Genomic DNA, 25,815 nt, shown 5'->3' on the forward strand with positions numbered 1-25,815 from the left:
TCACTGGAGACAAAGATGAAAACCGAAACGAGGCTGCCGCCATCGCAGCTGGTCGAAGTGTGGGGAGACACCGCGGATGTGAAGCATCTGGCGTGGTCCATCGTCCTGGGCATCGGCATCAGCCTGCCGGCTTACCTTCTCGCGGCCAAGGCGTTGGCGAGCATGGTCAGTTCGCCTGAGCTTGCAAGGGCCTACGGCATGTTGGCGGGGCTGGGTGGGTGCGTCATCGCGGGTGTCCTGTGCGCGGTGCTGTTCAAGCCCAAGCGCGTGGTGGTCGAGGGCGAGGCTGCCGATCCGTTCTGGCGCGAGGAGGTCCTGGCGAAGCTCGCCGAACAGACCGGTGACCTCGGCTCCGTGGCCGACCTGCCTGCCTCCGTGGTGCAGGAGATGAAGGAACTGCAGATCTACGACCTGTTCGTTGCCCACGAAAGCAAGGCGCGCCTTGCGCAGCCTTCTACCGATGAAGCACGTCGGCCGACTTTCGCTCATCAACCAGGCGTCCTCGCGGCGCAACCCAAGGGGGCATGATGGATCCCGCACTCCTCACCCAGATCCTCAATGCCGCCCTGATGGGCCTGATCGGCGCCGTCGTCTTCGCGGCGATCGGCCTGGTCTCGGGCACTGACGAAACGACCACCCTCGCGCCGCTGACACTGCTGGTGGTGCTTCTCGGCGTGCCGCCGGAAGGCGTGTTCACCTTCTTCCTGGCCGGTGCGGTCGCCAAGCACATGACGCACGCCGTTCCCACCGCCTTGCTGGGGATTCCGGGCGACACGATGGCGACGCCCTTGCTGCAGGACGCCAATGTGCTGCGCAACCTGGGCGTGCCGCATATCGCGCTTCGAAAGATGGTGTCCGGCGCCATCATCGCTGCCTTCCTTGCGGTGCCGTTGGCAGTCCTGTTCGCAGTGATGCTTGCGCCGTTCGGCCCGACCATCACCAAGGCAGCGCCGTGGATCTTCGTGGGTGCTGCCGTGCTCATCGCCTACTTCTCCGGCGGTCGCTGGGCTTCGGTGGCGGTGCTGGTGCCCTTCGTGGTGCTCATCATCGCGCTGCAGACGCTGACCGCGAAATACAACGTCAAGCTGAGCATCAGCTACTTCCTGGGCATCGCCATAGGTCCGCTGGTCGCCGACCTCTTCTCGGTGATCTCGCCGGCCGACCGCAACCGGATGAAGCGCGACAGTGCCCGCACCTTCCAGCTGGCGCCGGACGTGAAGGGCGGATCGGGCTACTTCCCGAACCCGTTCAAGGTGCTGGACCGCAAGCAGACGGGCTGGACGATGGCCACCGCCGCCGTCTCGAGCGCGACCTTCGTGTTCAGCCCCGTTGCAATGACGGTGGTGCTGGGCGAACTGGTGGGCTCCAGGGTGAAGCATGCGTACCACCGCCTGACCACTGTGCTGAGCGCCAGAAACGGTGTGACGGAGGCGACCTACATTGCCGAAGCGCTGATCCCGCTGATCGCGTTCGGCCTGCCGTTGAGCCCAGTGGCCGCCGGCCCCGCTGCGCCGCTGTTCAACGCGCCGCCGCGGTTCACCGTCGACTCGGTGGCCGGCACGAGCCACAACCTGCACGACATGCTGAGCCATTGGGAGTTCCTCGGCTATGGCCTGCTCGCCGTGACGCTTGCGGCGCTCGTGTCGTACCCCTTTGCGATGAACTTCGCCCGCCGCGCCGCGCTGTTCGTGTCGCGCAAGGTCAGCCACGAAGCCATCATCGCGACCTTCATCGGCCTGATCTTCGTCATCAGCATCTGGGAAGGCCAGTTCCTGGGTCTGCTGGTCATCATGACCATGGGCCTGATTGGCGGACTGCTCTCGCGCGTCCTGGGCTTCAACTCCGGCGTGCAGTTCATGGGCTACTACACGGCCGTGCTGACGGTACCGGCGCTCGTCAAGTTGTTCGCCTGAAGGCCATGGCCGTCCACAAGGAAAGTGACATGAACGAAGCCGTCAAGATCGTCGAAGTCGGACCGCGTGATGGCCTTCAGAACGAAAAGCAACCGATCGACGTCGACACCAAGGTCGGCTTGGTCGAACGGCTGGTTGCTGCGGGCGTCACGCACATCGAGGCCGCATCGTTCGTGTCGCCCAGGTGGGTGCCGCAGATGGCGGGCAGCTCGGAAGTGATGCAGCGCGTGCCGCGCACGCCGGGTGTGCACTACAGCGCGCTCGCGCCCAACCTCAAAGGCCTGGAGGCGGCAATGGCTGCGGGGTGCGAAGAGGTTGCGGTGTTCGGTGCGGCGTCCGAATCCTTCTCTCAACGCAATATCAACTGCTCGATTCGCGAGAGCCTGGAGCGCTTCCGGTCCGTGGTCGAGGTGGCGCATGAGAACAAGCTGCGCGTGCGCGGCTATGTATCGTGTGTGCTCGGCTGCCCCTACGAAGGCCCGATCGCCCCGGACAAGGTGGTCGACGTCGCCATGATGCTGAGCGACATGGGCTGCTCCGAGATCTCGCTTGGCGACACGATCGGGCGCGGCAATCCGAAGTCGACACGCCTGATGCTTGAAGCGTGCATGAAGCGAATTCCCGTCGCACAACTCGCAGGCCACTACCACGACACGTACGGCTTGGCGGTGGCGAACATCGTTGCCTCGCTGGACATGGGTGTGCGCACCTTCGACAGCTCGGTGTCGGGGCTGGGCGGTTGCCCTTACGCGGTCGGCGCGTCCGGCAACGTTGCCACGGAAGACGTGGTGTACCTGCTGCAAAGCCTCGACTGCGAGACCGGCATCGACCTGAAGAAGCTGATCGAGGCGGGATCGTTCATCTGCGTTGCGTTGGGCCGCGAAACTTCGTCACGCGTCGCGCGCGCGATGGCTGGCAATGCAGCGGAGGCGGATACCCGATGAGTGGAACAGGCCGCAACGCATTTCATCGCCGAGGCCTGTGTGATCCGACATGGAACCGAATCGACTTGCCCGCTCAAGGCCTCTTGCCAAACTCCTCCGTCTCCGCCGTCCACGACAGCGCCTGCTCGCTCAGGCTGAAGCCAAGCCCCGGCCGGTCCGACACATGCATGCGCCCATCCTTCAGGTGCATCTGCTCGTTGAACATCGGGCCCAGCCATTCGAAGTGTTCGAGCCACGGTTCGATCGGGTACGCCGCTGCCAGGTGCAGGTGGATCTCCATCGCGAAGTGCGGCGCGAGCTTGCGGCCCTTGAAGGCGCCGAGCGACATGATCTGCAGGAAGGGCGTGATGCCGCCCACGCGCGGTGCATCGGGCTGGATGAAGTCGCTGCCCTCGCCCATGATGAGTTGCGCATGCTCGCCGAAGCTCGTGAGCATCTCGCCGGTGGCGATCGCCGTGTCGAAGCGCTCCGCGAGTTGGGCATGACCTTCGAAGTCGTAGGCGTCCAGCGGCTCCTCGATCCAGGTGAGGTCGAAGTCCTCGAAGGCGCGGCAGGCTCGCGTGGCCTTCTGGCGGTCCCATTGCTGGTTGGCATCGACCATCAGCGGGAACGCGTTGCCCAGTTGCTTGCGCACGGCGGCGACGCGCTCGATGTCGATGGCCAGGTCCGGCTGGCCGACCTTGAGCTTGATGCCGCCGATGCCGCTCTGGCGCGAGATCTCGACGTTCTTCAGCACCTGGTCCAGGGGCGTGTGCAGGTAGCCGCCCGAGGTGTTGTAGCACTGCACGGAATCGCGCTCTGCGCCGAGCAGCTTGGCCAGCGGCAGGTTCGCACGCCGGGCCTTCAGGTCCCACAAGGCGATGTCGAACGGGGCGATCGCCTGCGTCGTGAGGCCGCTGCGGCCCATGCTCGCACCGGCCCACAACAGCTTGGTGAACAAGCGCGAGATGTCGTTGGGGTCTTCGCCGATCAGGTGCGGCGCAAGCTCCTTCGCATGCGCGTACATGCCCGGACCGCCCGCGCGCTTCGAGTAGCCGAAGCCGATGCCGCTGTGGCCATCGCGCGTCGCGATCTCCGCGAAGATGAAGGCGATCTCGGTCAGCGGCTTTTGGCGACCGGTCAGCACCTTGGCGTCGCTGACCGGCGTGGCCAGCGGCAGGAACACCAGGGACAGCTTGATGTGCGCAATGCGGTCGCCGGTGTCGGCGGCGGTGCGCGCGTCGGCGCCGATCTTGGCGTAGGAAACGATGTTGGATTCAACGGCACCCATGGCGATGGACTTTCTGGAAGGGTGGAAAGGATCAGTCGAGCTTGATGCCGGCGGTCTGCACGACCTTGGACCAGCGGGCGATTTCATCCGCGACGAACTTGGTGAAGTCCGGCGACTTCGACGCGAGCACCACGAAGCCGTTGGCCTCCATCTTGGCGCGCACGGCAGGGTCGCTGAAGGCCGCGACCATGGCCGCTTCGAGCTTGTCGACGATGGGCTTCGGCGTGCCCTTGGGCGCGGACAGGCCGGTCCATGACACGGCGGTGAAGCCCGGGTAGCCGGACTCGGCCACGGTCGGCACGTCGGGGTAGAGCGGGTTGCGCTTCTCGCTCGTCACGACCAGCGCGCGCAGCTTGCCGGCCTTGACGAAGGGTTGCACCACGTCCTGGTTGGTGAACATGCCGGGGATCTGGTTGGCCACCACGTCGTTGAGTGCGGGCGCGCCGCCCTTGTAAGGAATGCCGACCATGTCGAGGCCGGCCACCTGCTTCAGGTATTCGGTGGTGACGTGGCCCGACGAGGCATTGACCTGGCCGTAGCTGAACTTGCCGGGGTTCGCCTTGACCCACGCGATGAATTCCTTGAAGGTCTTGGCCGGGAACTCGGGATTCACCACCAGCACGTTGGGGCCAGCAGCCAGCTCGGAGATGTGGATGAAGTCCTTGTTCGAGTCATACGGCGGCTTGGGCGTGAAGCCGTGGATGATCGCGTTGCTGCCGATGCCTGAGAGCAGCAGCGTGTAGCCATCCGCAGGCGCCTTCGCTGCCTGGTCGGTGCCGATCGCACCACCCGCCCCGCCCTTGTTGTCGACCACGAAGGGCTGCTTGAGTTGCTTGCTGAGGCCTTCGGCGATGAGCCGGCCCATGATGTCGCTCGTCCCACCGGCCGGGAACGGCACGATGATCTTCACGGGCTTGTTGGGGTAGTCCGTGTCGGCTTGCGCGGCCATCGGCAGTGCGGTCGCGAGGGCCAGTGCGGCGGCGAGGAAGTTGCGCTTTTTCATGAGGGGATGTCTCCTTGGATGCGAGTGGATGGGTGTGCGGTCATTGAATCGGGATCGTCTTGCGCGAGCCATGCAGGGTGTCCCCTAGGGCGGCTGCGGCGTCCCGCCCAGTGGGACGAACACGCTAATCGGAGATGCCGAGGGGCCAGGGCACGAACTCATTGAGTCCCACGCCCAGTGCTTCGCTCTTGGTCTGCTCGCCGGACGCATGGCGCAGGATCTGTTCGAAGATGGCGCGGCCCATCTGGTCGATGGTGGCCTCGCCGTCGATCACCACGCCGCAGTTGATGTCCATGTCGTTGGTCATGCGCGCATACATCGGTGTGTTGCTCGCCAGTTTGATCGTGGGCGCGGGCACCGAGCCGAAGCAGGAGCCGCGGCCGGTCGTGAAGCAGATCAGGTTGGCCCTGCCTGCGATCTGGCCGGTGGCCGACACCGGGTCGTAGCCCGGCGTGTCCATAAAGACGAGGCCGTGTTGCGTCACCGGCTCTGCGTATTCGTAGACCTCCATGAGCGGCGCGTTGCCGCCCTTCTTCGCGCCGCCCAGCGATTTCTCCAGCACGTTGGCCAGTCCACCGGCATTGTTGCCGGGACTCACGCGCCCGTTGATCTGTGTGTCGCGACCCTCGTTGTAGCGCAGCCACCAGTCGATGCGGGCCACCAGCTTCTTGCCGACCTCCGGCGTGACGGCACGCGCCGTCAGCGTGTGCTCGACACCGAAGATCTCCGACGTTTCCGAGAGCATGGCCGTACCGCCATGTTCGATGAGGATTTCCATCGCGCGGCCGAGGGCCGGGTTGGCCGACAGGCCGGAGAAGCCATCGGAACCGCCGCATTGCAGCCCGATGCTGATGTGCTCGGCCGATACCGGCTCGCGCCGGACGCCGTTGGCGGCGGCGAGCATGTTGCGCACCTGCTCGATGCCGGCGGCTATGGCCTTCTTCGTCCCGCCGGCCTGCTGGATGACGAGGGTCTGCAGCATCGGGCCCGTTGCCAGCTTCTGGTGTGCGAGGAAGTCGTCGAGGCCGTTGTGCTCCTCGCCCAGCGCGATGACCAATGCGCCTGCGGTGTTGGGATGACGGATGTATCCGCCGATGGTCCGGCGCAGCAGTTCCATCGGCTCGCCGCTGCGCTCCATGCCAGCGCCCTGCTCATGCACAAAGGGCACCACGCCATCGATGTTTGGGAAAGCGGCGAGTTCGTCTTCGTCGAAGAAGCTGGCGATCTTCCGCGCCACCGTGGCCGCACCGTGGCTCACGATGAATACGCCGATGTAGTTGCGGGTCGCGACCCGGCCATCGGCGCGGACGATGCCCTGGAAGCGCGCTCGTTCGTCTGAGACCAGCAGCTTCGTCGGCACGTAGTCGAGGCCATGACGATAGTCCTTCACCAGATCCCCGAACGCGATGTTGTGGCTGTGCATCCAGGTGCCCGGCGGCAGGTCTTCCGACGCGAAGCCGATCACGGTGTTGTACTTGAGCACCGGCTCGCCCTTGGCGATGAAGCGCGCCGCGAGCTTGTGGCCGGCGGGCACGGGTTGCAGCGTCGTCACGCCTTCGCTCGGCACGGCGACGCCAGCGGGCACCTCGATGCGGGCAACGACGACGTTGTCCTTGGCATCGAGCCGGATGAAGGGGTTGCGCTGGACGGCCTCCGAAGGCTTCACGGTCGATGCGATGGTCGGGACGATGGCGGCAGTGGTTGCGCCGAGAGTCGATGTGCTCATGTGGGTTGTCTCCTCGTTGTTCAGGCCAGCACGCCGATGGGCCACGGCACGAATTCATCCCGGCCGACGCCCAGTTCTTCGCTCTTGGTGGCCTCGCCCGAGGCATGCGCCAGCATCCGCTCGAACACCAGTTGCCCCATCTGCGCCACGCCGATCTCGCCAGCCAGCACGCCGCCGCAATCGATGTCCAGGTCGTCTTCCATGCGCGCGAATACAGCCGAGCTGCTGGCCAGCTTGACGGTCGGCACCGGTGCGGCCCCGAAGCCGGAACCGCTGCCGGTCGTGAGACAAACCATCGTGGCGCCGCTGGCAACCTGACCGGTGGCGGAGACGGCGGCATAGGCCGGCGCGTCCATGAACACCAGGCCGCGCTGCGTGACCGGGTGGGCATATTCGTAGACGGCCTGGAGCGGCGAGGTTCCGGCGCGGCGCAGCCCTTCGGTCTCGGCGGGGGCCGTCCGCGTCATGCCAGTGTCGCGCCCCGCCGTGTAGCCCTTCCACCACTGGATGCGCTGTTCCAGTTGCGCACCGACTGCCGCACTGGCGGCGCGCGCCGTGACGCGTTGCGCGACAGGCGCGAGTTCGCTCGTCCCGGAAAGGATCGCCGTGCCGCCATGGCGCACCAGCAGGTCGATGGCCGCGCCCAGCGCCGGATTCGCCGAGATGGCCGTGTCACCGTCGGCGGCGGCCGATTGCAGGCCGACCACCAGATGCTCGACGGAGACGGACTCGCGGCGGAAGCGGTTCGCCTCGGGCAGCATCGCCTCGACCGCTGCAATGCCCGCCTCGATCGTGTTGGCCGTGCCGCCGATTTCCTGCATCACCAGCATGTGCAGCATCGGCCCTGGCACGAGTTGCTCCTGCTCGAAGAACGCACGGATGTTGTTGCGCTCGCAGCCCAGCGCGATCACCACGGCGCCTGCGATGTTGGGGTTGCGGATGGTGCCCGCGATGGTCCGGCGCAGCAGGTTCATCGGCTCGCCGGTGGCTTCCATGCCGCAGCCGATCTCATGCACAAAAGGCAGCACCTCGTCCACGTTGGGAAAGGCGGCCAGGCGCTTCGCATTGAAGTGGTCGGCCACGCGCCGCGCCGCCGTGGCCCCGCAGTTGCCGACCACGAACACGCCGATGTGGTTGCGGGTGCCGACCCGGCCATCGGGCCGGACAAAGCCTTCGAAAGTGATCTCTTGCATCGTGACTCCGTTGTTATGGAAGCGCTTCCATTGCATGTCGAAGAAAAAGGGCGTCCGCGCCCTCTTCAAAACTGCCGCATCTTCATGCTGAAGCGTCAATTGTATGGAAGCGCTTCCATGGTTGCAAGCGTCGCGGTATAACCCTGCTCTTGACCCGCCCGCAGACTCCCCCTCCCTCCCCCGCTCCCGAACGCGCGCGCATGAGCGACGTTGCCCGCGTCGCGGGCGTTTCGCTCGTCACCGTCTCGCGCGCCATCAACGAGCCCGACAAGGTCGCGCCCGACACGCTGGCCGCCGTTCGCGCCGCCGTTGAGCAGCTGGGCTACGTGCCCAACCTCACGGCCGGCAGCCTGGCGTCGAACCGCTCCCGCATCGTCGCGGCGATCGTGCCCACCATTTCGAACCTGGTGTTCTCCGAAACCATCGAGGCCCTGGCGCAGACCCTGGCCGATGGCGGCTACCAGTTGCTCCTGGGCCAGAGCGGCTATCGCCCCGGCGACGAGTCGACGCTGGTCGACACTTTCCTCGGCCGACGCGTCGATGGCCTCGTGCTGACGGGCAATGCCCAGTCGCCCGCCCTGCGCGCCAAGCTCAAGCGCGCCGGCGTGCCGGTCGTGCAGACCTGGGACCTGCCGACGCCACCCAACGCGCCCATCGACATGCTGGTCGGCTTCTCCAACCTGGAAGCCGGCAAGGCGGCGGCGCAGCACCTGATCGATCGCGGACACCGTGCGCTGGCCTTCATCGGTGCCGAGGAAGACCGCTCGCGGCTGCGGCTCGAAGGCTTCAGGACGGTCGCGGCTGCGCATGGCATCGACGATGTGCAGTCGGAACTGATCCGTCCGCCGGCCCTCATCGACGATGCCGGTCCTCGGCTTGCGCAGATCCTCGCGCGGCGGCCCGATGTCACGGCGGTGTTCTGCAACAACGACCTGCTCGCGGCAGGCGTGCTCTTCGAATGCGTGCAGCGCGGCTGGGCCGTGCCGGGGCGCATCGCGGTGCTTGGGTTCGGCGACCTGGCGGTGGCACGCGCTGCATCGCCACGGCTGTCCACGGTGCTCATCCGCCGCGCCGAGATGGGCGAGCGCGCAGGCCAGATGCTGCTGGCGCGGCTCTCCGGCCAAGCGACCGGCGCCGACCTGATCGACATCGGCTTCGAGATCGTGGCGCGGGCCAGCACGTGAAGCCTTCCAAAGTGCTAATGTCGGACGTCGCCAAGGCCGCCGGCGTGGCACGCGTGACCGTGTCCCGCGTGCTGAGCGACCCGGACAGCGTGGCACCGGCCACCCGCGCCGTCGTGCAGGAAGCGGTCGCGCGGCTCGGCTATGTCCCCAACCTCAACGCCGGCACGCTCGCGTCGAGCCGCTCGCGCATCGTCGGCGCGATCGTGCCCACGCTGTCGAACGCCTGGTTCGCCGACACGATGGACGGGCTTTCGAAGGTGCTGGGCGCGGCCGGCTACCAACTGTTGCTCGGCCAGACCGGTTACGACGCCGATGCCGAGGAAAAGCTGGTCGATGCCTTCCTCGGCCGCCGCGTCGATGCCATGGTGCTGACGGGCACGACGCACACCGCGGGCGTGCGCACCAAGCTGCAAAAGGCCGGCATCCCGACGGCGGAATGCTGGGACCTGTGCGACGACCCGATCGACATGGTGGTGGGCTTCTCCAACGAGGCGGCTGGCGAAGCCGTGGCCGTGCATTTGCTCGCACAGGGCCGGCGACGCTTCGGCTTCCTCGGCGCCGATGAGGATCGCGCGCGCAAGCGCCTGCAAGGCTACCGCGCGGCCATCGCACGGGCCGGAGCGGGTGAAGTGACGACGCATTCCGCCGCCCCGCCCACGTCCATCGACGACGGTGCAGCCGGCCTGGCGCAACTGTTGACGGTCGAGCCTCGATTGCAAGCCGTGTTCTGCAGCAACGACACGCTGGCGATGGGCGCCTTGCTCGAATGCAGGCGCCGGGGACTCGCGGTTCCCGGGGACTTGTCGGTGGTCGGGTTTTCAGACCTGCCGGTGGCGGCCGCCTGTGTCCCGCCGCTTACCACCGTGCGCATCGCATCGCGCGAGCTGGGCGAACGGGTTGGCCAATTGCTGGCCCGGCGCATGCGCCGCGAGCCGGACGAAGTGCCGCGCATCCATGACCTGGGATTCACCCTGGCCGTTCGCGAGAGCGGGTGAAGACGGACAGGACCTGATCCGGCAGGTCCGGGTTTCGTCAGGCGACAACCGGAACAGGCTGGGGCCGGCTGCGAACGAATTCGGCCGCATCAGCCTTCGATTCGAACACGCGCGCCGATGCCTGGCGCGACTGCAAGGACGAGCCCAACTTGGCGCGCAGGAAGGCGCTGGTGGTGTAGCGCCGGCCGGAGCTGTAGTACTTCGCCCGCAGCGCAGCCACCATCTCCTCGTAGGCCTCGGCCACCCTGTCGTCGAGCTTGAAGCCGTCGTAGTTGACGATCACGTTCAGCTTGCGCCCGATCTGGCTGCACAGCGCCTCGAACACGCGGCGCACGCTCTCGATGTCTTCCATGCTGTGGATGGCCATGCCCTCGAAGTTGACGAAGAGCGTGTTGCGCTCGGCGTCGTAGCTCAGGCGATCGGAGAGCTGCAGGTCTTGCAGCACCGCGGCCAGGCCCATCGATTTGGGCCGGTAGATGCGCGCATCCATCGTGGCGATGGTGTCCATCAGCGGCCGGAATGCCATGTGCGCCAGGATGTCGCGCTCGACATCGATGCCGGGTGCGACTTCGATCAGTTGCAGCCCTCCCGGTTGCAGCCTGAAGACGCAGCGCTCGGTCACGTAGTGCACCGACTGCCCCTTGGCGGCCGCTTGTGCGCCGCTGAAGGTGATCTGTTCGACCGCATTCACGAACTTGCGCACCTTGCCTTCGACATCGATGCGCACCTTGCCGTCCTGGATCGACACCTCCAGCCCACCCGCGGTGAAGGTGCCGGCGAACACCAGGCGGCGCGCATTCTGGCTGATGTTGATGAAGCCGCCCGCCCCTGCCAGGCGCGGTCCGAAGCGGCTCACGTTGACGTTGCCGACCTGGTCGATCTCGGCCATGCCCAGGCAGGCGAGATCCAGCCCGCCGCCGTCATAGAAATCGAACTGCTGGTTCTGATGCAACAAGGCCTGCACGTTCACCGCTGCGCCGAAGTCCAGCCCGCCTTGCGGCATGCCGCCGATGACGCCGGGCTCGGCCGTGAGCGTCAGGTCGTCGAGCACGCGCTCCTCGGCTGCAACGGCGGCGACCACTTCCGGCACGCCGATGCCCAGGTTGATCACGCCACCCAGCGGCAGTTCGAAGGCGCAGCGCCGGGCAATGAGCTTTCGTTCGTCCAGGAGTGCAGGCACGATCTTGTCGGTCTGCACCCGGATCTCGCCGGAGAAGGCTGCGCTGTAGTCGGTGCCGTAGGTCTGCACGTGCGAGCCCTGCGGCGCCACCACCACGCAGTCGACCAGCACGCCGGGAACGATGACGCTGCGCGCGTCCAGCGACCCGGTCGCGGCGATTCGCTCGACCTGCGCGATGACCAGCCCGTTGGCATTGCGTGCGGCCATCGCTGCGGCCTGCGCATCCAGCACCAGCGCCTCGCGCTCCATCGTGACATTGCCGGAGGCATCCGCGGTGGTGCCGCGGATCAGCGCCACGTTGATCGGAAAGGTCTTGTAGAACAGCCACTCCTCGCCGTCGATGTCCATCACCCGCACCAGGTCCTCGGTGGTCTTGCTGTTGATCTTGCCGCCGCCATTGCGCGGATCGACGAAAGTGCCCATGCCGACCTTGCTGACGCTGCCCGCACGGTGCGCCGCGATGTCGCGGTACAGGTGCGAGACGACGCCCAGCGGCAGGTTGTAGGCCTCGATGAGGTTGTCGGTCGCCAGCTTCGCGAGCTTGGGCACGAGCGACCAGTGCCCGCCGATGGCGCGCTTGACCAGGCCCGCGTGCGCCAGCCGATTGAGGCCGCGTTCCTTCGCATCGCCAGGTGCCGCGGCAAAGACCAGGGTCAGATCGCGCGGACCCTGCGTGTCGACGAAGCGCCGCTCCAGCGCTTCGATCAGCGCTTCCGGCGTCCCGATGCCGACGAAGCCCGAGCAGCTCACCGAATCCCCATCGCGTATCAATGCGACAGCCGCCTCGGCCGTGACGATCTTGTCTTGCTTCATGGTGTGCTCGCAGAGGTGGAACGGCCCGCCCGTGATGCCGCGGCGGACGAGCGCGCCCGGCCACCGACACGAGGCTTGCCCGGAAACAGAAACTCCTGGATGGTCGCGATCTGGCTGGCTTCCATCAGTGCCGGCGCGTGCCCGCATTCCGGCACTTCGACGACGCTCACCTGGCCGGCCTTGGCGGCAGGGCCGCGATCGAGCATCGCTTGCGTCGTCGCTTCACTCAGCAGGTCGGAGTCCTCGCCGCGCAGGATCAGCACCGGGCATTCGATCCGGTCCCACAGCTGCCACAGCACCACGTCCAGGTAGATCGGGATGCCGAAGCGCATGCCGATGGCCGGATCGAAATGGAAGCGGACGCCCCCGTCCGAATCCGGCGCCGCGCTGTACTGCGCCATGTGACGCCATTGCGCGTCGGTGAGGTTGCCGAAGGGCTCGTGGATCTCGCGCAGGTGAGCCTCGAGGTCCTCCACGGATGCGAAGCGCCAGCGCTTGCCCAGGTAAGCCCCGATGCGCCGCAGCGCCGATGCGGACACGCGCGCACCGAAGTCGTTGAGCACCAGCTTGCGAATCGGCGTCTGATCCTCGGAGGCCATCAGCATGCCGATGTGGCCGCCGAGCGACGTACCGATCCAGTCCACCGACTCGACATCGAGCCGCGCGATGAGCGTGGACAACGCGCCGGTGTAGGCCCGGTCCGTGTAGTGCGCCGGCTTGGCCAGCCACTCACTGCGTCCGCGTCCGGGGAGGTCGGGTGCAACGACCCTGACGCCTTCTGCGGCCAGTGCGGACGCCAGCACGTCGAAGTCCCTGCCCGTGCGAGAAACCCCGTGCACGCATAGCACGGTACGTTCGGCCTTCTCGGGGCCCCACTCGGCATACGCGAGCCTGCGGAACCCGCCGTGACCAATGACCGAGACCTCCTTCAGCCGAGGTTCCGTCGTATTGCCTTGACGTCTGGCCACCGGCTACCGATCGCGCTTCTGGAGCCAGTCGAAGATGCCCTTGCCGAGCACCCCTTGCGACTTGCCGCTGACGAACACGCCGACGTGGCCGCCATCCAGGCCGATCTCCGAATAGTCCTGGCTGCCGACAGCGCCCCGCAGCGCCTGCGTGGTCTTCGGCGGAATGATGTGATCGTCCTTGGCGAAGACGTTCAGCACCGGTACGCGGATGTCGGCCAGGTCGACCTTGCGCCCGCCCAGTTCGAACTCGCCGCGGATCAGCTCGTTGTTCTTGTAGAGGTTCACCAGCAACTGCTTGGCCGCCTCGCCGGGATGGTGCGGCCGGTCGGCCAGCCACTTCTCCATGCGCAGGAAGTTCAGCAGCTTCTTCTCGTCATCGAAGGTGTCGAGCAGTCCCACGTTGTACTTGGAGAGCGTCGCGGCCGGTGTCATCTGCGAGAAGACATGGCTCATCAACTCACCCGGCAGGTTGCCGTTGGCCTCGATGAGCGCATCGACATCTTCTGCGCTCAGGCCGCGCGCCCACATGTTCAGCAGGCCGTGGTTCACGCGGCCCTCGGCCTGGTCCTGGTGGAAGTCGACCGGCGTGATCGTGAGGATCAGATTCTTGACGCGGTCCGGGTAGAGCGCCGCATAGCACAGCGAGAACACGCCGCCTTCGCAGATGCCCAGCAGATTGATCGCCGGGATGTCGTGCTCGCGGCAGATGAACTCGATGCAGTCGTTCAGGTAGACGTCGACATAGTCCTCGAAACTGAGCCAGCGGTCGCTGCGCGTGGGGCTGCCCCAGTCGACGGCATAGACATCGACGCCGAGCGCGAGCAGGTTGCGCAGCATCGAGCGGTCTTCCTGCAGGTCCGTCATGGTGTAGCGGCCGACCTGTCCGTAGGCCACCAGCACCGGGATGCCGAGCGTGCGTTTGGCCGTGGGCTTGTAGCGGTAGAGCGTGGTCTTGTCTTCGCGGAAGACCACTTCCTTGTCCGCGGTGGCGATCTCGACGTGCTCGTCCTTGATCTTGCCGAGCAGCATCTGGCCGCGCGCCATCTTGAGGTTGAAGTCGCTGAACTCGGCGAGCGCTGCGGCGGCGGGGGATTTCTTGAGGGTTGGCATGGCGAGGGCCTTCAGGCTTGCGCGCGGCGCGGCTTCTTGGCGGCGGCAGTGCGGCGAGTGTTGGTGACGGCGGCAGTGCGACCTTGGGGCTCTGGTTTGCTCAACTTGCGCGGCGCCGAGGTCTTCTTCGTGGCGAGCGCTGGCGTCTTCGAGGCGCGCGCAGGTGCCTTCGTGGCGAGCGTCGGTGCCGTCGTCAGAGCGGCCAACTGGCGCCGCTGAAGGCGCAGTTCGCGTCGCAGTTCCGTCACCACGCGCTGCATCTCGTCCATCTCCGTGCGAGTTGGGATGTGGCTTGCCATGCACCATGCTTCGGCCAGATGGCGCTCTTGCAAGCGGTATTCCGACGCGGCGCGCAGCATGCGGCTCTGGGCTTGCACGAACTCGTCCGTGCGGTGCGCCTCGATGAGCGTGTCGTTGGCGATGGCAAGCCAGCGGTCGGTCAAGCCGCGCCACGTCGATGGTGTTTCGCCCTTCTCCATGAAGGATGCAGTGAACCGCTCGAAAGCCTTGTTCCACGCCTTCTGCTCGATGCCGTGATACGCCCGCACCGCCTTGTCGCGCTCGGCCGCACGCTGCTGCAACTGGAGCAGTTCGCGGTCCATGTTCCACAGCGTGGCGTACTTCGGCCCTTCCAGCACCGCGCGCAGGCCGGTGTCGAAGGCGTCTGCACCGGGCCCGCTCCAGCGCGCCGGTGAAAAGAGCGCCAACAGGGCCTCAGGCGTCAAGGCATCGGGCCGCGAGCCCTCCTTGGCCAGCGCAGCCCACTTCTCGATGGATTCCTTCCATGTGGCATGCAGGGCCTCGAACTGCGCTTCCATGGGCGACTTGGCCGTCTCGCCAGAGGGCTTGTCGGCAGTCGCGGGAATCATCGCCTTCATGAACGACGGCATGCTGTCCGCCCACGTAGTCATCCACGACGGGATGGCATCGCTCGACCCGCTCATCACGAGAACTCCACCACCTGCCGGATCGCCTTGCCCTCGTGCAGCAGGTCGAAGCCGTGGTTGATGTCGTCGAGCTTCAGGCGGCCGGTGAGCAGCTTGTCCACCGGCAGGCGGCCCTGCTGGTAGAGCGCGATGTAGCGCGGAATGTCGCGCGAGGGCACGCAGGTGCCGATGTAGCTGCCCTTGAGCGTGCGCTCCTCGGCCACGAGATTCACCGCAGGAACGGGGAACAGCGCGGCAGCCGGTGGCAGGCCGGCCGTCACCGTCATGCCGCCGCGCCGAGTGATCTTGTAGGCCAGTTCAAGGGCACGCACCGAGCCTGCGAATTCGAAGGCGAACTCGACGCCACCGGAACTCAGCGCGCGGATCTGCTCCAGCGCATCGGCTTGCCCGGCATTGACTGTGTGCGTCGCACCGAGTGCGCGCGCCTGCTCCAACTTGTCGTCCGCAAGGTCGATGGCGATGATCTGCCGCGCCCCGGCCGCGTGCGCGCCAATGAGTGCCGCCAAGCCCACGCCCCCCAACCCGATCACCCCCACCGAAGCGCCCACCTGCACCTTGGCCGTGTTGACCACCGCACCCACGCCGGTGAGCACCGCGCAACCGAACAGCGCTGCCTCATGCAACGGCACGCTCGGATCGATCTTGACCAGCGAGCGCCGCGACACCGTGGCGTACTCGGCGAACACCGAGCAGCCGAGTTGGTGGTTCAGCGGTTCCCCGCCATGGCTCAAGCGCCGCGCCCCCGAGAGCAAGGTACCCGCCCCATTGGCCGCAGCCCCCGGCTCGCACAGCGCAGGCCGGCCTTCCGCACAAGGCGCGCAATGCCCGCAACTCGGCACGAACACCACGACGACGTGGTCACCGACGGCAAGGTCCGTCACGCCCTCGCCCACCTCCTCGACGATGCCGGCGGCTTCATGCCCCAGCGCCATCGGCATGGGCCGTGGACGGTCGCCGTTGATGACGGACAGATCGGAATGGCACAGCCCGGCGGCCACGATCTTGATCATCACTTCATCGGGTCCCGGCGAGGCCAGGTCGACCTCCATGATCGTGAGCGGCTTCGAAGTCGCATACGGGGGCGCCACGCCCATCTTTTCAAGAACGGCGGCTCTGATTTTTTTCATGTGCATGCACTCCTGTTCAAAGCGGCGACTTCATCTCTTTGAGCTTGGCGGTGAGCTTCATGTTCTCCGCATAGTCCACCGGGCAATCGATGATCACGACGGTGTCGTCCGCGATGGCCTGCTTCAGCGTCGGCAGCAGGTCTTCCGCACGCTCGACGCGGTAGCCCTTCGCGCCGAAGCTCTCGGCGTACTTCACGAAGTCGGGGTTCTTGAACGCGATGTGGCTGGGCCGGCCGAAGTGGCGCAACTGATGCCAGGTGATGAGGCCGTACTCCGAGTCGTTCCAGATCAGGATGACGAAGGGCGTCTTCATGCGCAGCGCCGTCTCGATCTCCTGCGAGTTCATCATGAAGCCCGCGTCCCCCGTTACCGCGACCACCTTGCGATCCGGGTAGGCCAGCTTGGCGGCAATGGCGCCGGGCACCGCAATGCCCATCGCCGCGAAGCCGTTGGAGATGATGCAGGTGTTCGGCCGCTCGGCCTTGTACATCCTGGACATCCACATCTTGTGCGCACCCACGTCGGAGATGGCGATGTCGTCCGGGCCCAGCACCTCGCGCAGGTCCCACACGATCTTCTGCGGCTTGATCGGGAAGGCCGTGTCCTGCGAGTACTCGGCGCGATCGGCCACCACGGCCTTGCGGATCGCCTTGAACGGTGAGGCCGTCTGCGGCTTGGCGCTCAGTGCAACGGCACGAAGCGAGTTGGTCAGGTCGCCGAGGACGCCAACGGCGACGATGTAGCGCTCGTCCACCTCGGCCGGCAGCGCATCGATGTGGATGATGATCTTGTCGCCGTCGGGGTTCCACATGTCGGGGTGGTACTCGACCATGTCGTAGCCCACGCAGATGACCACGTCGGCTTTCTCGAAAGCGAACCATTGCAGGTCGCGCGCCTTCATGCCGATGGTGCCGAGCGACAGTTCGTTGGTGAAGGGCACCACGCCCTTGGCCATGAAGGTGTTGGCCACGGGGATGCGCAGCACCTCGGCAAAGGTGGTCAGCGCATCGGCAGCACCTTGGCGGATCACGCCATTGCCGGCCAGGATCACTGGCGCCTTGGCGGCGTTGATGAGCTTCGCGGCTTCCTCGATCTTGTGCGCGGGCGCCTCGGACGTGTAGGCGGTCTGCACCTTGATCGGCTGCTTGTCGGTCGTCATCTCGGCGACGTTCTCGGGGAAGTCGATGAAGGTAGCGCCGGGCTTTTCCGTCTGTGCCACCTTGAAGGCCTTGCGCACGATCTCCGGCACGATGCCCGGCTCCAGGATCTGCGTCGAGTACTTGGTGATCGGCTGGAACATGCTCACCAGGTCGAGGATCTGGTGGCTTTCCTTGTGCAGCCGAGTCGTGGCGCCCTGCCCCGCGATGGCCACGATCGGCGCGCGGTCCATGTTGGCATCGGCCACGCCGGTGATCAGGTTGGTGGCGCCCGGACCCAGCGTGGACATGCACACGCCGGCACGGCCCGTCAGGCGGCCGTAGACGTCGGCCATGAAGGCGGCGCCTTGCTCGTGGTGGGTGGTGACGAACTTGATGGGGCTGTCGAGCAGCGCATCCATCACGTCGATGTTCTCTTCACCCGGTATGCCGAAGATGTATTCGACGTTCTCGTTCTCCAGGCATTTGACAAACAACTCGGCAGCTTTCATGGTCGATCCTTGGTGCAGTTTTGGAATGGGGGCGTCACCGGGACTGCGGAGACTGAAAGCAGTCTCGCGAAGTTGCAGCGGGGTGAGTGTGATCGGGTCGCGCCAGATATCCGCGCTCGCTTGGGCGAAAGAAATCAATGGCGACGTAAGGGGATGCGGCATTTGTCTCTTGATGTTTTTGAGCACGGCGACTCGCGCGACTCTTCGGTCAGGCGGAGCCAATGCTATGGATGCAACACGCGCTTGAAAATTGAACAATCGCCAAGCGAGCGTTCGCGGATTGCGAATGCTGCAGTGCAGCAAGATCCGTTCCTGCGATCTCCTCCTCCGGCATATCGGGGTGTCTGCTGCTTTCCTGGTTCTGCCCGCAATCAACGAGCCTCGATTGGATGACGGCAGCGCTTGTCATGCGCGTCGTGCGCGCGGCCGACCTGTCGTCTTGTCCCATCCCTTGGGCCGCAAGGCGCGATGGAAGGGCTGTCAACCGCAATCTCGGTCCATGGCACGGAACAGCGCAGACGCACGCAAGTCGACGCGGCATTGCCATGTCGACTTGATCCCCGCGGGAACTCCTGCGACGTCGCAATCCAACGCATCACCGCGCGTTGGATCGGCTTGCCGTGCTTCAGCAATGTCTGCGGCGCTCCGCCTTTTTCCATGCCTGATTGCAAAGTCGCATCAGAAGATGTCGGGCTCACCCGCCGACTCCCCGAACTGCGTTTGCAGGAAGTCCATGTCGCAGCCCTGGTCGGCTTGCAGGATGTGCTCGGTGAACATCCACCCGTAGCCGCGGCCGAAGCGCGGCGGTGGCGGCGTCCATTCGGCGCGGCGGCGCGCCAGTTCCTCGTCGCTGACCTGCATGTCGAGCCGGCGGTTCGGCACGTCGATGCAGATGATGTCGCCGGTCCGCACCAGCGCCAGGTTGCCACCGATGTACGCCTCCGGTGCGACGTGCAGCGCGCAGGCGCCGTAGCTGGTGCCGCTCATGCGCGCATCGCTCACGCGCAGCATGTCGCGCACGCCCAGCTTGAGCAGCTTCACCGGGATCGGCACCATGCCCCATTCAGGCATGCCGGGGCCGCCCTTGGGGCCGGCGTTGCGCAGGACGATGACATGGTCCTCGGTGATGTCGGCGTCTTCGTCGTCGAGCATCTTCTTGAGCGTGGGGTAGTCGTCGAACACCATCGCCGGTCCGCTGTGCTTCAGGAACTTCTCGCTCATCGCGCTCGGCTTGATCACGCAGCCGTTCGGCGCGAGGTTGCCCTTGAGATGCGCCAGTGCGCCCTCGGTGTAGACCGGGTTGTCGAGTGTGCGGATCACGTCGTCGTTGTAGACCTGCGCGCCTTCGATGTTCTCGCCCACGGTCTTGCCGGTGACGGTGGGTTCGTCCAGGTGCAGGTGCACGTCGATGCGCTTCATGAGCGCTGGCAGGCCGCCGGCGTAGTAGAAGTCTTCCATCAGGTACTGGCTGGTGCCGCTGGGCCGCACGTTGGCGATCACCGGCACCTTGCGGCTGATCGCGTCGAAGTCGTCCAGGCTGATGTCGGCCTTGGCACGACGCGCCATCGCGATGACGTGGATGATCGCGTTGGTCGAGCAGCCCATCGCCATCGCCACCGTGATCGCGTTGAGGAAGGCATTGCGGCTCTGGATGCGCGAGGGCCGCAGGTCTTCATGCACCATCTCGACGATGCGGCGGCCCGCGTTTGCCGACATGCGCTGGTGGCCGGCCTCGACCGCCGGCACGCTCGACGATCCCGGCAAGGCCATGCCCAGTGCCTCGGCGATCGCGGTCATGGTGCTGGCCGTGCCCATCGTCATGCAGGTGCCGGGGCTGCGCGCGATGCCGCTGATGATGCTGTCCCATTCGGGCTCGGTGATGAGGCCGGCGCGACGGTCGTCCCAGAACTTGAAGGCGTCGGAGCCGGAGCCCAGCGTCTTGCCGCGCGAATTGCCGCGCAGCATCGGGCCGGCGGGCAGGAAGATCGCAGGCACGTCGGCACTGGTGGCGCCCAGCAGCATGGCGGGGCCGGTCTTGTCGCAGCCGCCCATCAGCACCACGGCATCGACCGGATAGCAGCGGATCATCTCCTCCACTTCCATCGCCATCAGGTTGCGATAGAGCAGGGCGGAGGGCTTCACGATCGAGTCGTTCAGCGAGATCGTCGGCATCTCCAGCGGGAAGCCGCCCGCCTGCAGCACGCCGCGCTTGACGTCGTCCACGCGTTGGCGGAAGTGCATGTGGCAGGGGTTGTAGTCCGACCAGCTGTTCATGATCGCGACCAGCGGCTTGCCCTCCCACTCCTTGCGGTCGTAGCCCATCTGCATGATGCGGCTGCGATGGTTGAAGGTGCGGAAGTCGTTGTTGGCGAGCCAGCGTTGGCTGCGCAGTTTCTGGAGTTCGGGCATGGGCAGGGTGTACGTCAGTTCCTGGGTGCTGTCGACCACACGCCGGCCGCCTGCAGCAAGCCGCGCGTGTAGCCCAGCGCGAAGGACATGAAGCGCTCGCGCCCTTCGTCGACCTCCGAGACCGGCACATGGTCCGGGCAGAGCGGGCCGCTGTATCCGCCACGCTGGTAGGCCTTGATGGCCTCGAACATGTCGACGTCACCCTCGTCCGGGAACACCTCCTGGAAGTCGAGGTACCCGCCGCGGATGTTGCGGAAGTGGACCATGAAGATGCGGCCGGTCGAGGCGAACTCCTCGATCACCGGGATCATGGCCTTGCCCGGCTCCCTGAACATCTCGGCCACCGTGCCCTGGCAGAAGTTCAGGCCGTGGTTCTTGCTCGGCGACAGCGCCAGGAACTTGCGGATGCCATCGGCCGAACCGACCACGTGTTCGATGCCGTTGAGGCCGCCGACCGGATAGGCCGGGTCGTGCGGATGGCAAGCCAGGCGCACGCCGGCCTTGTCGGCAGCGGGGACCAGGCCCTCGACCAGGAACTCGATCGCGTCCCACCCGGCCTGCTCGGTCACCGGCGGCACCTCGCGCGCCATCTTCTGGCCGCACAGCATCGCCGAGGCGGAGCCGCCCTCTTCCTGGTTGCTCGGATAGCCCACGCCCCAGTACGAATGCTTCTGGTCATCCGCAGCCGAGTACTCCGCGTAGACGAAGCCCGAGTTCTGCGCCCCGCCGCGGCCCGGCTTGAGGCCCGTGCGCGTGATGCCGACCATCTGCACGTTGTACTTGAGGCAGGTGATGCCGGCGTCGGCCGCCTTCTGGATGTTCCGGGCGAGCGTCACGCGCTGCTTCTTCGCGCCTTCGATGTCGGTCAGCGAATCGAGCAGGATCGAGCCGACGTCGAGTGCGAACACGTCGAGCTTGAGGCCGAAGCCCTCGACCCACCGACGGTAGTCACGCAGCTTGCCGGCGTCCCACTCGCTGACACCGCCGGTGGCTGAGACCAGTTCCGTGCCGCGGTTGTCGAGCACGACGTTCTGCACGCCGAGCTGGGTTGACAGGCGCAAGCGGCGTTCGTCGGGGTTGAGGAGTTGTTCGCTGATGTACATGGGGTTCGTGCCTCTTTGGAATGAATGGGCCAATTCTGGATGGACACGTGTTCATCGGAAACATCCAAGGCACGTGCAAGGCCGGCGAACTGCCAGCTCAATCCCAAGTTGTGGGACGAACAGGCGCAGCAGGCGCGCCGTTCCTCGCCCGGACAAACCCCTCGATGGTTTCCAGCAACGCATCCAGCAAGGGCGACGATTCGTCCTTGAGCCGGTAGTGGTGCACCTCCATCGAGGCGTCGACGCGGCTTGTCAACGGGCGGTAGGTGATGCCCGGAAAGCGCACGTTCAGCATCGACTCCGGCACCAGCGAGAGCACGCGCCCGGTGACCACCGACAGCGTGGCCGTCACCACATCGTGGACCGGCGGCGCAAAGCGGGGCTCGAAGCCATGGCTTCGGCAGATCGAAAGCGCGCCCGCGATGAGGTTGGGTGCGGCGCCGGTGATCAGGGTCTCGCCCTGCAGCGCCTCGATGTCGACGACTTCCCGCCGCGCCAGCGGATGGCGTTCGCTGAGGGCAAGGAACAGCGGCTCGCGCGTGAGGGGCGCGCTCACGATGTCGGGCTCGTCGGGAAGCCAGCGCTCGAACACGATCTGCACGCGCCCCTGGCGCAGCGCCGCGACCTGGTCCGCCGTCTGCGCATGGTTCAGCACGACCTCGACCTCCGGATGAGTCGAGGTGAATTGCGCCAGCAGTTCCGCGATGACCCCGAAGACGGAAGACCCGTAGATGCCCACGCCGATCCGCCCGGCCCGGCCTTGGGCCGCCTGCCTGACGCGCTCCGCCGCCTGCGCGAGGGAGGCGCGCACGCCGAGCGCTTCCTTCAACAGGATCTGTCCGGCCTGCGTCGGCAGCATGCCCCGCGGCGTTCGCCGGAACAGCGTGGCGCCGAGTTCCGCTTCGAGCGCCTGGATGTGCCGTGTCAGCGGCGGTTGCGAAACGTGCAGCCGCTCGGCGGCACGACCGATGTGCTTCTCTTCGGCCACCGCGATGAAGTAGTTCAGTTGGCGCAGGTCCATGGCGCTACATCTTAACTTTTAGGTATCGCGTGCTGCATATTAAGAAATAGACAGTCAGAAGTAGCCGCTTGAAACTGCGCCCCTGTCGATGCTTCCCGCACCACAGCACTCACAAACGCCTTCGAGCAGGAGACAACCATGAACATCCCGGGCCACCCCGCTTTCTCGCGACGTGCCTTGTTGCGCACAACCCTCGGCGCTGCCGCCACCGCCGTCCTGCCCGCCAGTTGGGCACAGGGCCTGCCGAAGTTCGGATCGTCCCCGGTGCCGCTCGGCGTCATCGACGTGGCCGGCAACCTGGCGCTGACCCAGAAGGTCTTCGATGCCTACGGCGCTGCAAACAAGGAGCGCGTCTCGCGTTTCACCTTCACCCGCTCACCCGCGCCGGAACTGGCCGGGAAGATCCGCGCGATGCAGGCGGCCAATCGGGTCGAGCTGCACATGGTGCTGACGGGGCTGGACGGCATCGCAGCGGGCATCGAGCAAGGCGTGTGGCAGGACCTGTCGCCCTACTACGCGCAGATCGGCAACCCCGCGGACCTCTACGACGGCGGCGCTGCCGCGATCCAGAAGCAGGCCGGCGGCAACGGCATGCTGATCGCCTATTCGCCGCAGGGGCCGATCCTCGAATTCGCACCTTCGCGCGTCGCCAAGCCACCGAAGACCTTGGACGACCTGCTGGCCTGGACCAAGGCCAACCCCAACAAGTTCTTCCATGCGCGCCCGGCGAATTCGGGCCCGGGCCGGACCTTCGTGATGGCGCTGCCCTACATGCTCGGCGACAAGGATCCGCTCGATCCGGTCAAGGGCTGGGACAAGACCTGGGCCTATCTGAAGGAGCTGAACAAGAACGTCGAGTACTACCCCTCGGGCACCACGCCGACCATGCGTGAACTCGCGCAGGGCTCGCGCGACCTGATCATCTCGACGATGGGCTGGGACATCTACCCGCGCGTGCAGGGCATCGTGCCCAAGGACACGGCGGTGACCGCCTTCGACAAACCCGTCTTCGTGGCCGACGGCCAGTTCGTCGCCATTCCCAAGGGCCTGCCGGAGGACCGCCTGGCCGCCGCGCTCGACGTGCTCAAGTTCATGCTGCAACCCACGCAGCAGGCCATGGTCTACGCCGATGGCTACCTGTACCCCGGCCCGGCGCGCAAGGGCATCACCTTGTCGCAGGCCCCTGCGGAAAGCCAGAAGGTACTCAATGAATTCGGCCGCCTGTCGTACTACGAGCCGCTGCTGGCCTCGACCCCGGTCAAGGCGCCGCTGGAGCCCAAGCCCCTGATCGCGATGTTCCGCGCCTGGGACGAGCAGATCGGCGGCCAGAAGGTGAAGACCTGATGGCCACCTTTCAGTCCCTGCAACTCGACCGCGTGGCGCTCCGCTTCGGCGGCTTCAAGGCGCTCGATGATTTCTCGCTGACGATCAAGGCGGGCGAGTTCGTCTCCTTGCTAGGGCCCTCGGGCTGCGGCAAGTCGACGGCCCTCAACTGCCTGTCGGGGTTGCTTCAGATCTCGTCGGGTTCCATCACGCTGGACGACAAGCGCATCGACGTGCTGCCGCCGGAGCGGCGCGGCTTCGGCATGGTGTTCCAGAACTACGCCCTCTTCCCGCACCTGAGCGTGCGGCGCAACGTCGCCTTCGGCCTGGAGATGCGCAAGGTGCCCAAGGCCGAGGTGGACCAGCGCGTCGAACGCGCGCTGGCCACGGTGCGGCTTGCCAACCAGATCGACAAGCTGCCGGGCCAACTCTCCGGCGGCCAGCAGCAACGCGTGGCCATCGCCCGCGCGGTCGCGATCGAGCCGCCGCTGGTGCTGATGGATGAGCCTCTCTCCAACCTCGATGCCAAGCTGCGGCTGGAACTGCGCCACGAAATCAAGCGGCTGCATCACGCGCTGGGCCTGACCACCATCTACGTCACGCATGACCAGGACGAGGCGCTGTCGCTGTCGGACCGCATCGTCGTGATGCGCGACGGTCGCATCCAGCAGCAGGGCACGCCGGAGACGCTCTACAACGCGCCCGACAACCTCTATGTGGCGCGCTTCATGGGCTATCGCAATGCTTTCCCCGTGCGGATGGAGGGTCGCGCCGCGCTGGTGGGCGAAGGCATCGGCGCGATGCGTTTCGATGGATTGGCGATGCCCCCCGGGGGCATGGCTTCGTCGCTTGCCTTCCGTCCGGACGATGTGAAGCTCTCGAACGACGGCATCCCCGCCGAGGTCGCCCAGGTCGAGTACTGCGGCCAGCTCTGGCTGGTCGATTTGCGCACGGCCGATGGCACGCACGTCACGATGGAAACGCATGAGCGCGTGACGATGGGCGAGCGCGTGCAGTTCCGCGTGGCGCCCGACCGCATCCGCCTGTTCGCCGACGCCTACGTGCCGGAGGCCGGATGAACGGCGCCGTCGCCGGGCGCGACCTGCGCGTGCTGCTGCTGATCCCCGCGCTGCTGGCGGTGCTGCTGCTGTTCATCTATCCCTTTGGCTACGGCGTGATCCTGTCGCTCAAACCGGCCGAGGGGGGATGGGCAGCGAACTATGCGCGCTTCTTCTCGGAGCCGCGGCTGTACCAGACCATCGGCACGACGCTGCTCATCTCGCTGCCAGTCACGATCTTCAACCTGCTGATCGCACTGCCGATGGCCTATCTGCTGCGCGTGCCGAGCACCAAGCAGCGACTGATCGCGGCAGCACTGGTGATCCCGATGACGCTGGGCACCGTGCTGGTCGCGCAAGGCATGCTCACCTACCTGTCGCCCAACGGGTGGTTCAACCGCACGCTGCTCGGCTTCGGGTTGATCTCGCAACCCTTGCAACTGTTGCACGGGCCGCTGGCGGTGATCTTGTCGCTGGTGATCACGGGCTTCCCATTCGCGTTCCTGATGTTGCTGTCCTATGTGACGGGCATCGATCCCTCGCTGGGTCGGGCCGCGGCCACGCTGGGTGCATCGCCCTCGGCGCAATTCAAGCGGGTCTACCTGCCGCTGCTGGTGCCGGGCCTGGTCACCACCTTCTGCCTGGTCTTCGTGCAGGCCTTCGCGGTGTTTCCTTCGGCGGTGCTGCTGGGGTCTCCGGCGGGCTCCACGCGGGTTATCTCGCTGGCCGCCTACGAGGCCGCTTATGAAGACTTCAACTACTCGATGGCCTCGTCCATCGCACTCATCATGGGCGCGGTGCAACTGGTCGTCGTGCTGCTCGCATTGGCGATCCGCCGTGCGGCCTATTGCGGTCCGGCCAGCGGCGGAAAGGGTTGAAC

21 protein-coding genes are annotated in these 25,815 nt (G+C 66.1%); 8 read left to right on the forward strand and 13 right to left on the reverse strand.

What is annotated here, in order from left to right; translation table 11 throughout:
* Positions 1 to 15 precede the first annotated feature (15 nt).
* From WKW82_RS13855 to WKW82_RS13865, 3 genes are read left to right on the forward strand one after another with little or no spacing between them, the layout of a single operon-like run.
* On the forward strand, positions 16 to 528 hold the full coding sequence (locus tag WKW82_RS13855; protein WP_340342879.1) for a hypothetical protein: 513 nt from the start codon (positions 16 to 18) through the stop codon (positions 526 to 528).
* Positions 525 to 1,913 carry a tripartite tricarboxylate transporter permease gene (locus tag WKW82_RS13860; protein ID WP_340342881.1) on the forward strand — a complete coding sequence of 463 codons (1,389 nt, stop codon included), beginning with the start codon at positions 525 to 527 and terminating at the stop codon, positions 1,911 to 1,913. Before WKW82_RS13855 ends, WKW82_RS13860 begins: the two co-directional genes overlap by 4 nt.
* A gap of 29 nt (positions 1,914 to 1,942) precedes the next feature.
* Positions 1,943 to 2,857 carry a hydroxymethylglutaryl-CoA lyase gene (locus tag WKW82_RS13865; protein ID WP_340342882.1) on the forward strand — a complete coding sequence of 305 codons (915 nt, stop codon included), beginning with the start codon at positions 1,943 to 1,945 and terminating at the stop codon, positions 2,855 to 2,857.
* Positions 2,858 to 2,930: 73 nt separating this feature from the next.
* Here WKW82_RS13865 and WKW82_RS13870 read toward each other — a convergent pair whose 3' ends face one another.
* From WKW82_RS13870 to WKW82_RS13885, 4 genes are all read right to left on the reverse strand, one after another.
* Complete coding sequence (locus WKW82_RS13870) at positions 2,931 to 4,127, reverse strand: L-talarate/galactarate dehydratase (RefSeq protein ID WP_422823474.1); 1,197 nt, start codon at positions 4,125 to 4,127, stop codon at positions 2,931 to 2,933.
* A 31-nt stretch (positions 4,128 to 4,158) separates the two neighbouring features.
* Positions 4,159 to 5,130, reverse strand: coding sequence for a Bug family tripartite tricarboxylate transporter substrate binding protein (locus tag WKW82_RS13875; RefSeq protein WP_340342883.1), 972 nt, complete (start codon positions 5,128 to 5,130; stop codon positions 4,159 to 4,161).
* Positions 5,131 to 5,254: 124 nt separating this feature from the next.
* Positions 5,255 to 6,856, reverse strand: coding sequence for a UxaA family hydrolase (locus WKW82_RS13880; RefSeq protein ID WP_340342884.1), 1,602 nt, complete (start codon positions 6,854 to 6,856; stop codon positions 5,255 to 5,257).
* Positions 6,857 to 6,876: 20 nt separating this feature from the next.
* Complete coding sequence (locus WKW82_RS13885; RefSeq protein ID WP_340342885.1) at positions 6,877 to 8,049, reverse strand: UxaA family hydrolase; 1,173 nt, start codon at positions 8,047 to 8,049, stop codon at positions 6,877 to 6,879.
* A gap of 200 nt (positions 8,050 to 8,249) precedes the next feature.
* Between WKW82_RS13885 and WKW82_RS13890 the strand changes: the two genes are divergently transcribed.
* Together WKW82_RS13890 and WKW82_RS13895 are read left to right on the forward strand one after the other, a co-directional pair.
* Complete coding sequence (locus WKW82_RS13890; protein WP_340342886.1) at positions 8,250 to 9,233, forward strand: LacI family DNA-binding transcriptional regulator; 984 nt, start codon at positions 8,250 to 8,252, stop codon at positions 9,231 to 9,233.
* Complete coding sequence (locus tag WKW82_RS13895) at positions 9,230 to 10,228, forward strand: LacI family DNA-binding transcriptional regulator (protein WP_340342887.1); 999 nt, start codon at positions 9,230 to 9,232, stop codon at positions 10,226 to 10,228. Before WKW82_RS13890 ends, WKW82_RS13895 begins: the two co-directional genes overlap by 4 nt.
* A 37-nt stretch (positions 10,229 to 10,265) precedes the next feature.
* Here the strand turns inward: WKW82_RS13895 and WKW82_RS13900 are convergent, their stop codons facing one another.
* From WKW82_RS13900 to WKW82_RS13940, 9 genes are all read right to left on the reverse strand, one after another.
* Positions 10,266 to 12,221 carry an acyl CoA:acetate/3-ketoacid CoA transferase gene (locus WKW82_RS13900; RefSeq protein WP_340342888.1) on the reverse strand — a complete coding sequence of 652 codons (1,956 nt, stop codon included), beginning with the start codon at positions 12,219 to 12,221 and terminating at the stop codon, positions 10,266 to 10,268.
* Positions 12,218 to 13,189: an alpha/beta fold hydrolase gene (locus WKW82_RS13905; RefSeq protein WP_340342889.1), complete on the reverse strand. Its 972-nt coding sequence runs from the start codon at positions 13,187 to 13,189 to the stop codon at positions 12,218 to 12,220. Before WKW82_RS13905 ends, WKW82_RS13900 begins: the two co-directional genes overlap by 4 nt.
* A gap of 3 nt (positions 13,190 to 13,192) precedes the next feature.
* Positions 13,193 to 14,299, reverse strand: coding sequence for a class III poly(R)-hydroxyalkanoic acid synthase subunit PhaC (phaC, locus tag WKW82_RS13910; protein ID WP_340342890.1), 1,107 nt, complete (start codon positions 14,297 to 14,299; stop codon positions 13,193 to 13,195).
* Positions 14,300 to 14,310: 11 nt separating this feature from the next.
* Positions 14,311 to 15,243 (reverse strand): poly(R)-hydroxyalkanoic acid synthase subunit PhaE, encoded by a 933-nt coding sequence (locus tag WKW82_RS13915; protein WP_340342891.1) that lies wholly within the window; start codon positions 15,241 to 15,243, stop codon positions 14,311 to 14,313.
* Complete coding sequence (locus WKW82_RS13920; RefSeq protein WP_340342892.1) at positions 15,243 to 16,373, reverse strand: zinc-dependent alcohol dehydrogenase family protein; 1,131 nt, start codon at positions 16,371 to 16,373, stop codon at positions 15,243 to 15,245. Before WKW82_RS13920 ends, WKW82_RS13915 begins: the two co-directional genes overlap by 1 nt.
* A gap of 16 nt (positions 16,374 to 16,389) precedes the next feature.
* Positions 16,390 to 18,021: an acetolactate synthase large subunit gene (locus WKW82_RS13925; protein ID WP_340342893.1), complete on the reverse strand. Its 1,632-nt coding sequence runs from the start codon at positions 18,019 to 18,021 to the stop codon at positions 16,390 to 16,392.
* A 678-nt stretch (positions 18,022 to 18,699) separates the two neighbouring features.
* The gene (gene araD / locus WKW82_RS13930) at positions 18,700 to 20,430 is read right to left on the reverse strand and encodes an L-arabinonate dehydratase (protein ID WP_340342894.1); all 1,731 of its coding nucleotides are present in this window, start codon (positions 20,428 to 20,430) and stop codon (positions 18,700 to 18,702) included.
* Between the two features lie 14 nt (positions 20,431 to 20,444).
* Positions 20,445 to 21,533, reverse strand: coding sequence for a mannonate dehydratase (locus WKW82_RS13935; RefSeq protein ID WP_340342895.1), 1,089 nt, complete (start codon positions 21,531 to 21,533; stop codon positions 20,445 to 20,447).
* A 97-nt stretch (positions 21,534 to 21,630) separates the two neighbouring features.
* Positions 21,631 to 22,554, reverse strand: coding sequence for a LysR substrate-binding domain-containing protein (locus WKW82_RS13940; protein ID WP_340342896.1), 924 nt, complete (start codon positions 22,552 to 22,554; stop codon positions 21,631 to 21,633).
* Positions 22,555 to 22,692: 138 nt separating this feature from the next.
* On the opposite strand from WKW82_RS13940, the gene WKW82_RS13945 reads away from it, so the two are divergent.
* The 3 genes from WKW82_RS13945 to WKW82_RS13955 are packed head-to-tail and all read left to right on the forward strand — an operon-like array spanning position 22,693 to position 25,813.
* Entirely contained in the window at positions 22,693 to 23,898 is a 1,206-nt protein-coding gene (locus WKW82_RS13945; RefSeq protein ID WP_340342897.1) for an ABC transporter substrate-binding protein, read from the forward strand.
* Complete coding sequence (locus tag WKW82_RS13950) at positions 23,898 to 24,956, forward strand: ABC transporter ATP-binding protein (RefSeq protein WP_340342898.1); 1,059 nt, start codon at positions 23,898 to 23,900, stop codon at positions 24,954 to 24,956. The genes WKW82_RS13945 and WKW82_RS13950 overlap by 1 nt, the downstream gene beginning before the upstream one ends.
* Entirely contained in the window at positions 24,953 to 25,813 is an 861-nt protein-coding gene (locus tag WKW82_RS13955) for an ABC transporter permease (RefSeq protein WP_340342899.1), read from the forward strand. Before WKW82_RS13950 ends, WKW82_RS13955 begins: the two co-directional genes overlap by 4 nt.
* Positions 25,814 to 25,815 lie beyond the last annotated feature (2 nt).

This window comes from Variovorax rhizosphaerae, from assembly GCF_037889975.1.
Taxonomy (GTDB): Bacteria; Pseudomonadota; Gammaproteobacteria; order Burkholderiales; family Burkholderiaceae_C; genus Variovorax; species Variovorax rhizosphaerae.

What these genes read in the sequence shown, in the direction of transcription:
- WKW82_RS13875 (WP_340342883.1), bottom strand. Translation starts at nt 5,130, where the DNA reads ATGAAAAAGCGCAACTTCCTCGCCGCCGCACTGGCCCTCGCGACCGCA.
- WKW82_RS13920 (WP_340342892.1), bottom strand. Translation starts at nt 16,373, where the DNA reads ATGAAAAAAATCAGAGCCGCCGTTCTTGAAAAGATGGGCGTGGCGCCC.
- WKW82_RS13950 (WP_340342898.1), top strand. Translation starts at nt 23,898, where the DNA reads ATGGCCACCTTTCAGTCCCTGCAACTCGACCGCGTGGCGCTCCGCTTC.
- WKW82_RS13940 (WP_340342896.1), bottom strand. Translation starts at nt 22,554, where the DNA reads ATGGACCTGCGCCAACTGAACTACTTCATCGCGGTGGCCGAAGAGAAG.
- WKW82_RS13865 (WP_340342882.1), top strand. Translation starts at nt 1,943, where the DNA reads ATGAACGAAGCCGTCAAGATCGTCGAAGTCGGACCGCGTGATGGCCTT.
- WKW82_RS13870 (WP_422823474.1), bottom strand. Translation starts at nt 4,127, where the DNA reads ATGGGTGCCGTTGAATCCAACATCGTTTCCTACGCCAAGATCGGCGCC.
- WKW82_RS13915 (WP_340342891.1), bottom strand. Translation starts at nt 15,243, where the DNA reads ATGAGCGGGTCGAGCGATGCCATCCCGTCGTGGATGACTACGTGGGCG.
- WKW82_RS13860 (WP_340342881.1), top strand. Translation starts at nt 525, where the DNA reads ATGATGGATCCCGCACTCCTCACCCAGATCCTCAATGCCGCCCTGATG.
- WKW82_RS13945 (WP_340342897.1), top strand. Translation starts at nt 22,693, where the DNA reads ATGAACATCCCGGGCCACCCCGCTTTCTCGCGACGTGCCTTGTTGCGC.
- phaC (WP_340342890.1), bottom strand. Translation starts at nt 14,299, where the DNA reads ATGCCAACCCTCAAGAAATCCCCCGCCGCCGCAGCGCTCGCCGAGTTC.
- WKW82_RS13890 (WP_340342886.1), top strand. Translation starts at nt 8,250, where the DNA reads ATGAGCGACGTTGCCCGCGTCGCGGGCGTTTCGCTCGTCACCGTCTCG.
- WKW82_RS13925 (WP_340342893.1), bottom strand. Translation starts at nt 18,021, where the DNA reads ATGAAAGCTGCCGAGTTGTTTGTCAAATGCCTGGAGAACGAGAACGTC.
- WKW82_RS13880 (WP_340342884.1), bottom strand. Translation starts at nt 6,856, where the DNA reads ATGAGCACATCGACTCTCGGCGCAACCACTGCCGCCATCGTCCCGACC.
- WKW82_RS13885 (WP_340342885.1), bottom strand. Translation starts at nt 8,049, where the DNA reads ATGCAAGAGATCACTTTCGAAGGCTTTGTCCGGCCCGATGGCCGGGTC.
- araD (WP_340342894.1), bottom strand. Translation starts at nt 20,430, where the DNA reads ATGCCCGAACTCCAGAAACTGCGCAGCCAACGCTGGCTCGCCAACAAC.
- WKW82_RS13855 (WP_340342879.1), top strand. Translation starts at nt 16, where the DNA reads ATGAAAACCGAAACGAGGCTGCCGCCATCGCAGCTGGTCGAAGTGTGG.
- WKW82_RS13900 (WP_340342888.1), bottom strand. Translation starts at nt 12,221, where the DNA reads ATGAAGCAAGACAAGATCGTCACGGCCGAGGCGGCTGTCGCATTGATA.
- WKW82_RS13935 (WP_340342895.1), bottom strand. Translation starts at nt 21,533, where the DNA reads ATGTACATCAGCGAACAACTCCTCAACCCCGACGAACGCCGCTTGCGC.
- WKW82_RS13955 (WP_340342899.1), top strand. Translation starts at nt 24,953, where the DNA reads ATGAACGGCGCCGTCGCCGGGCGCGACCTGCGCGTGCTGCTGCTGATC.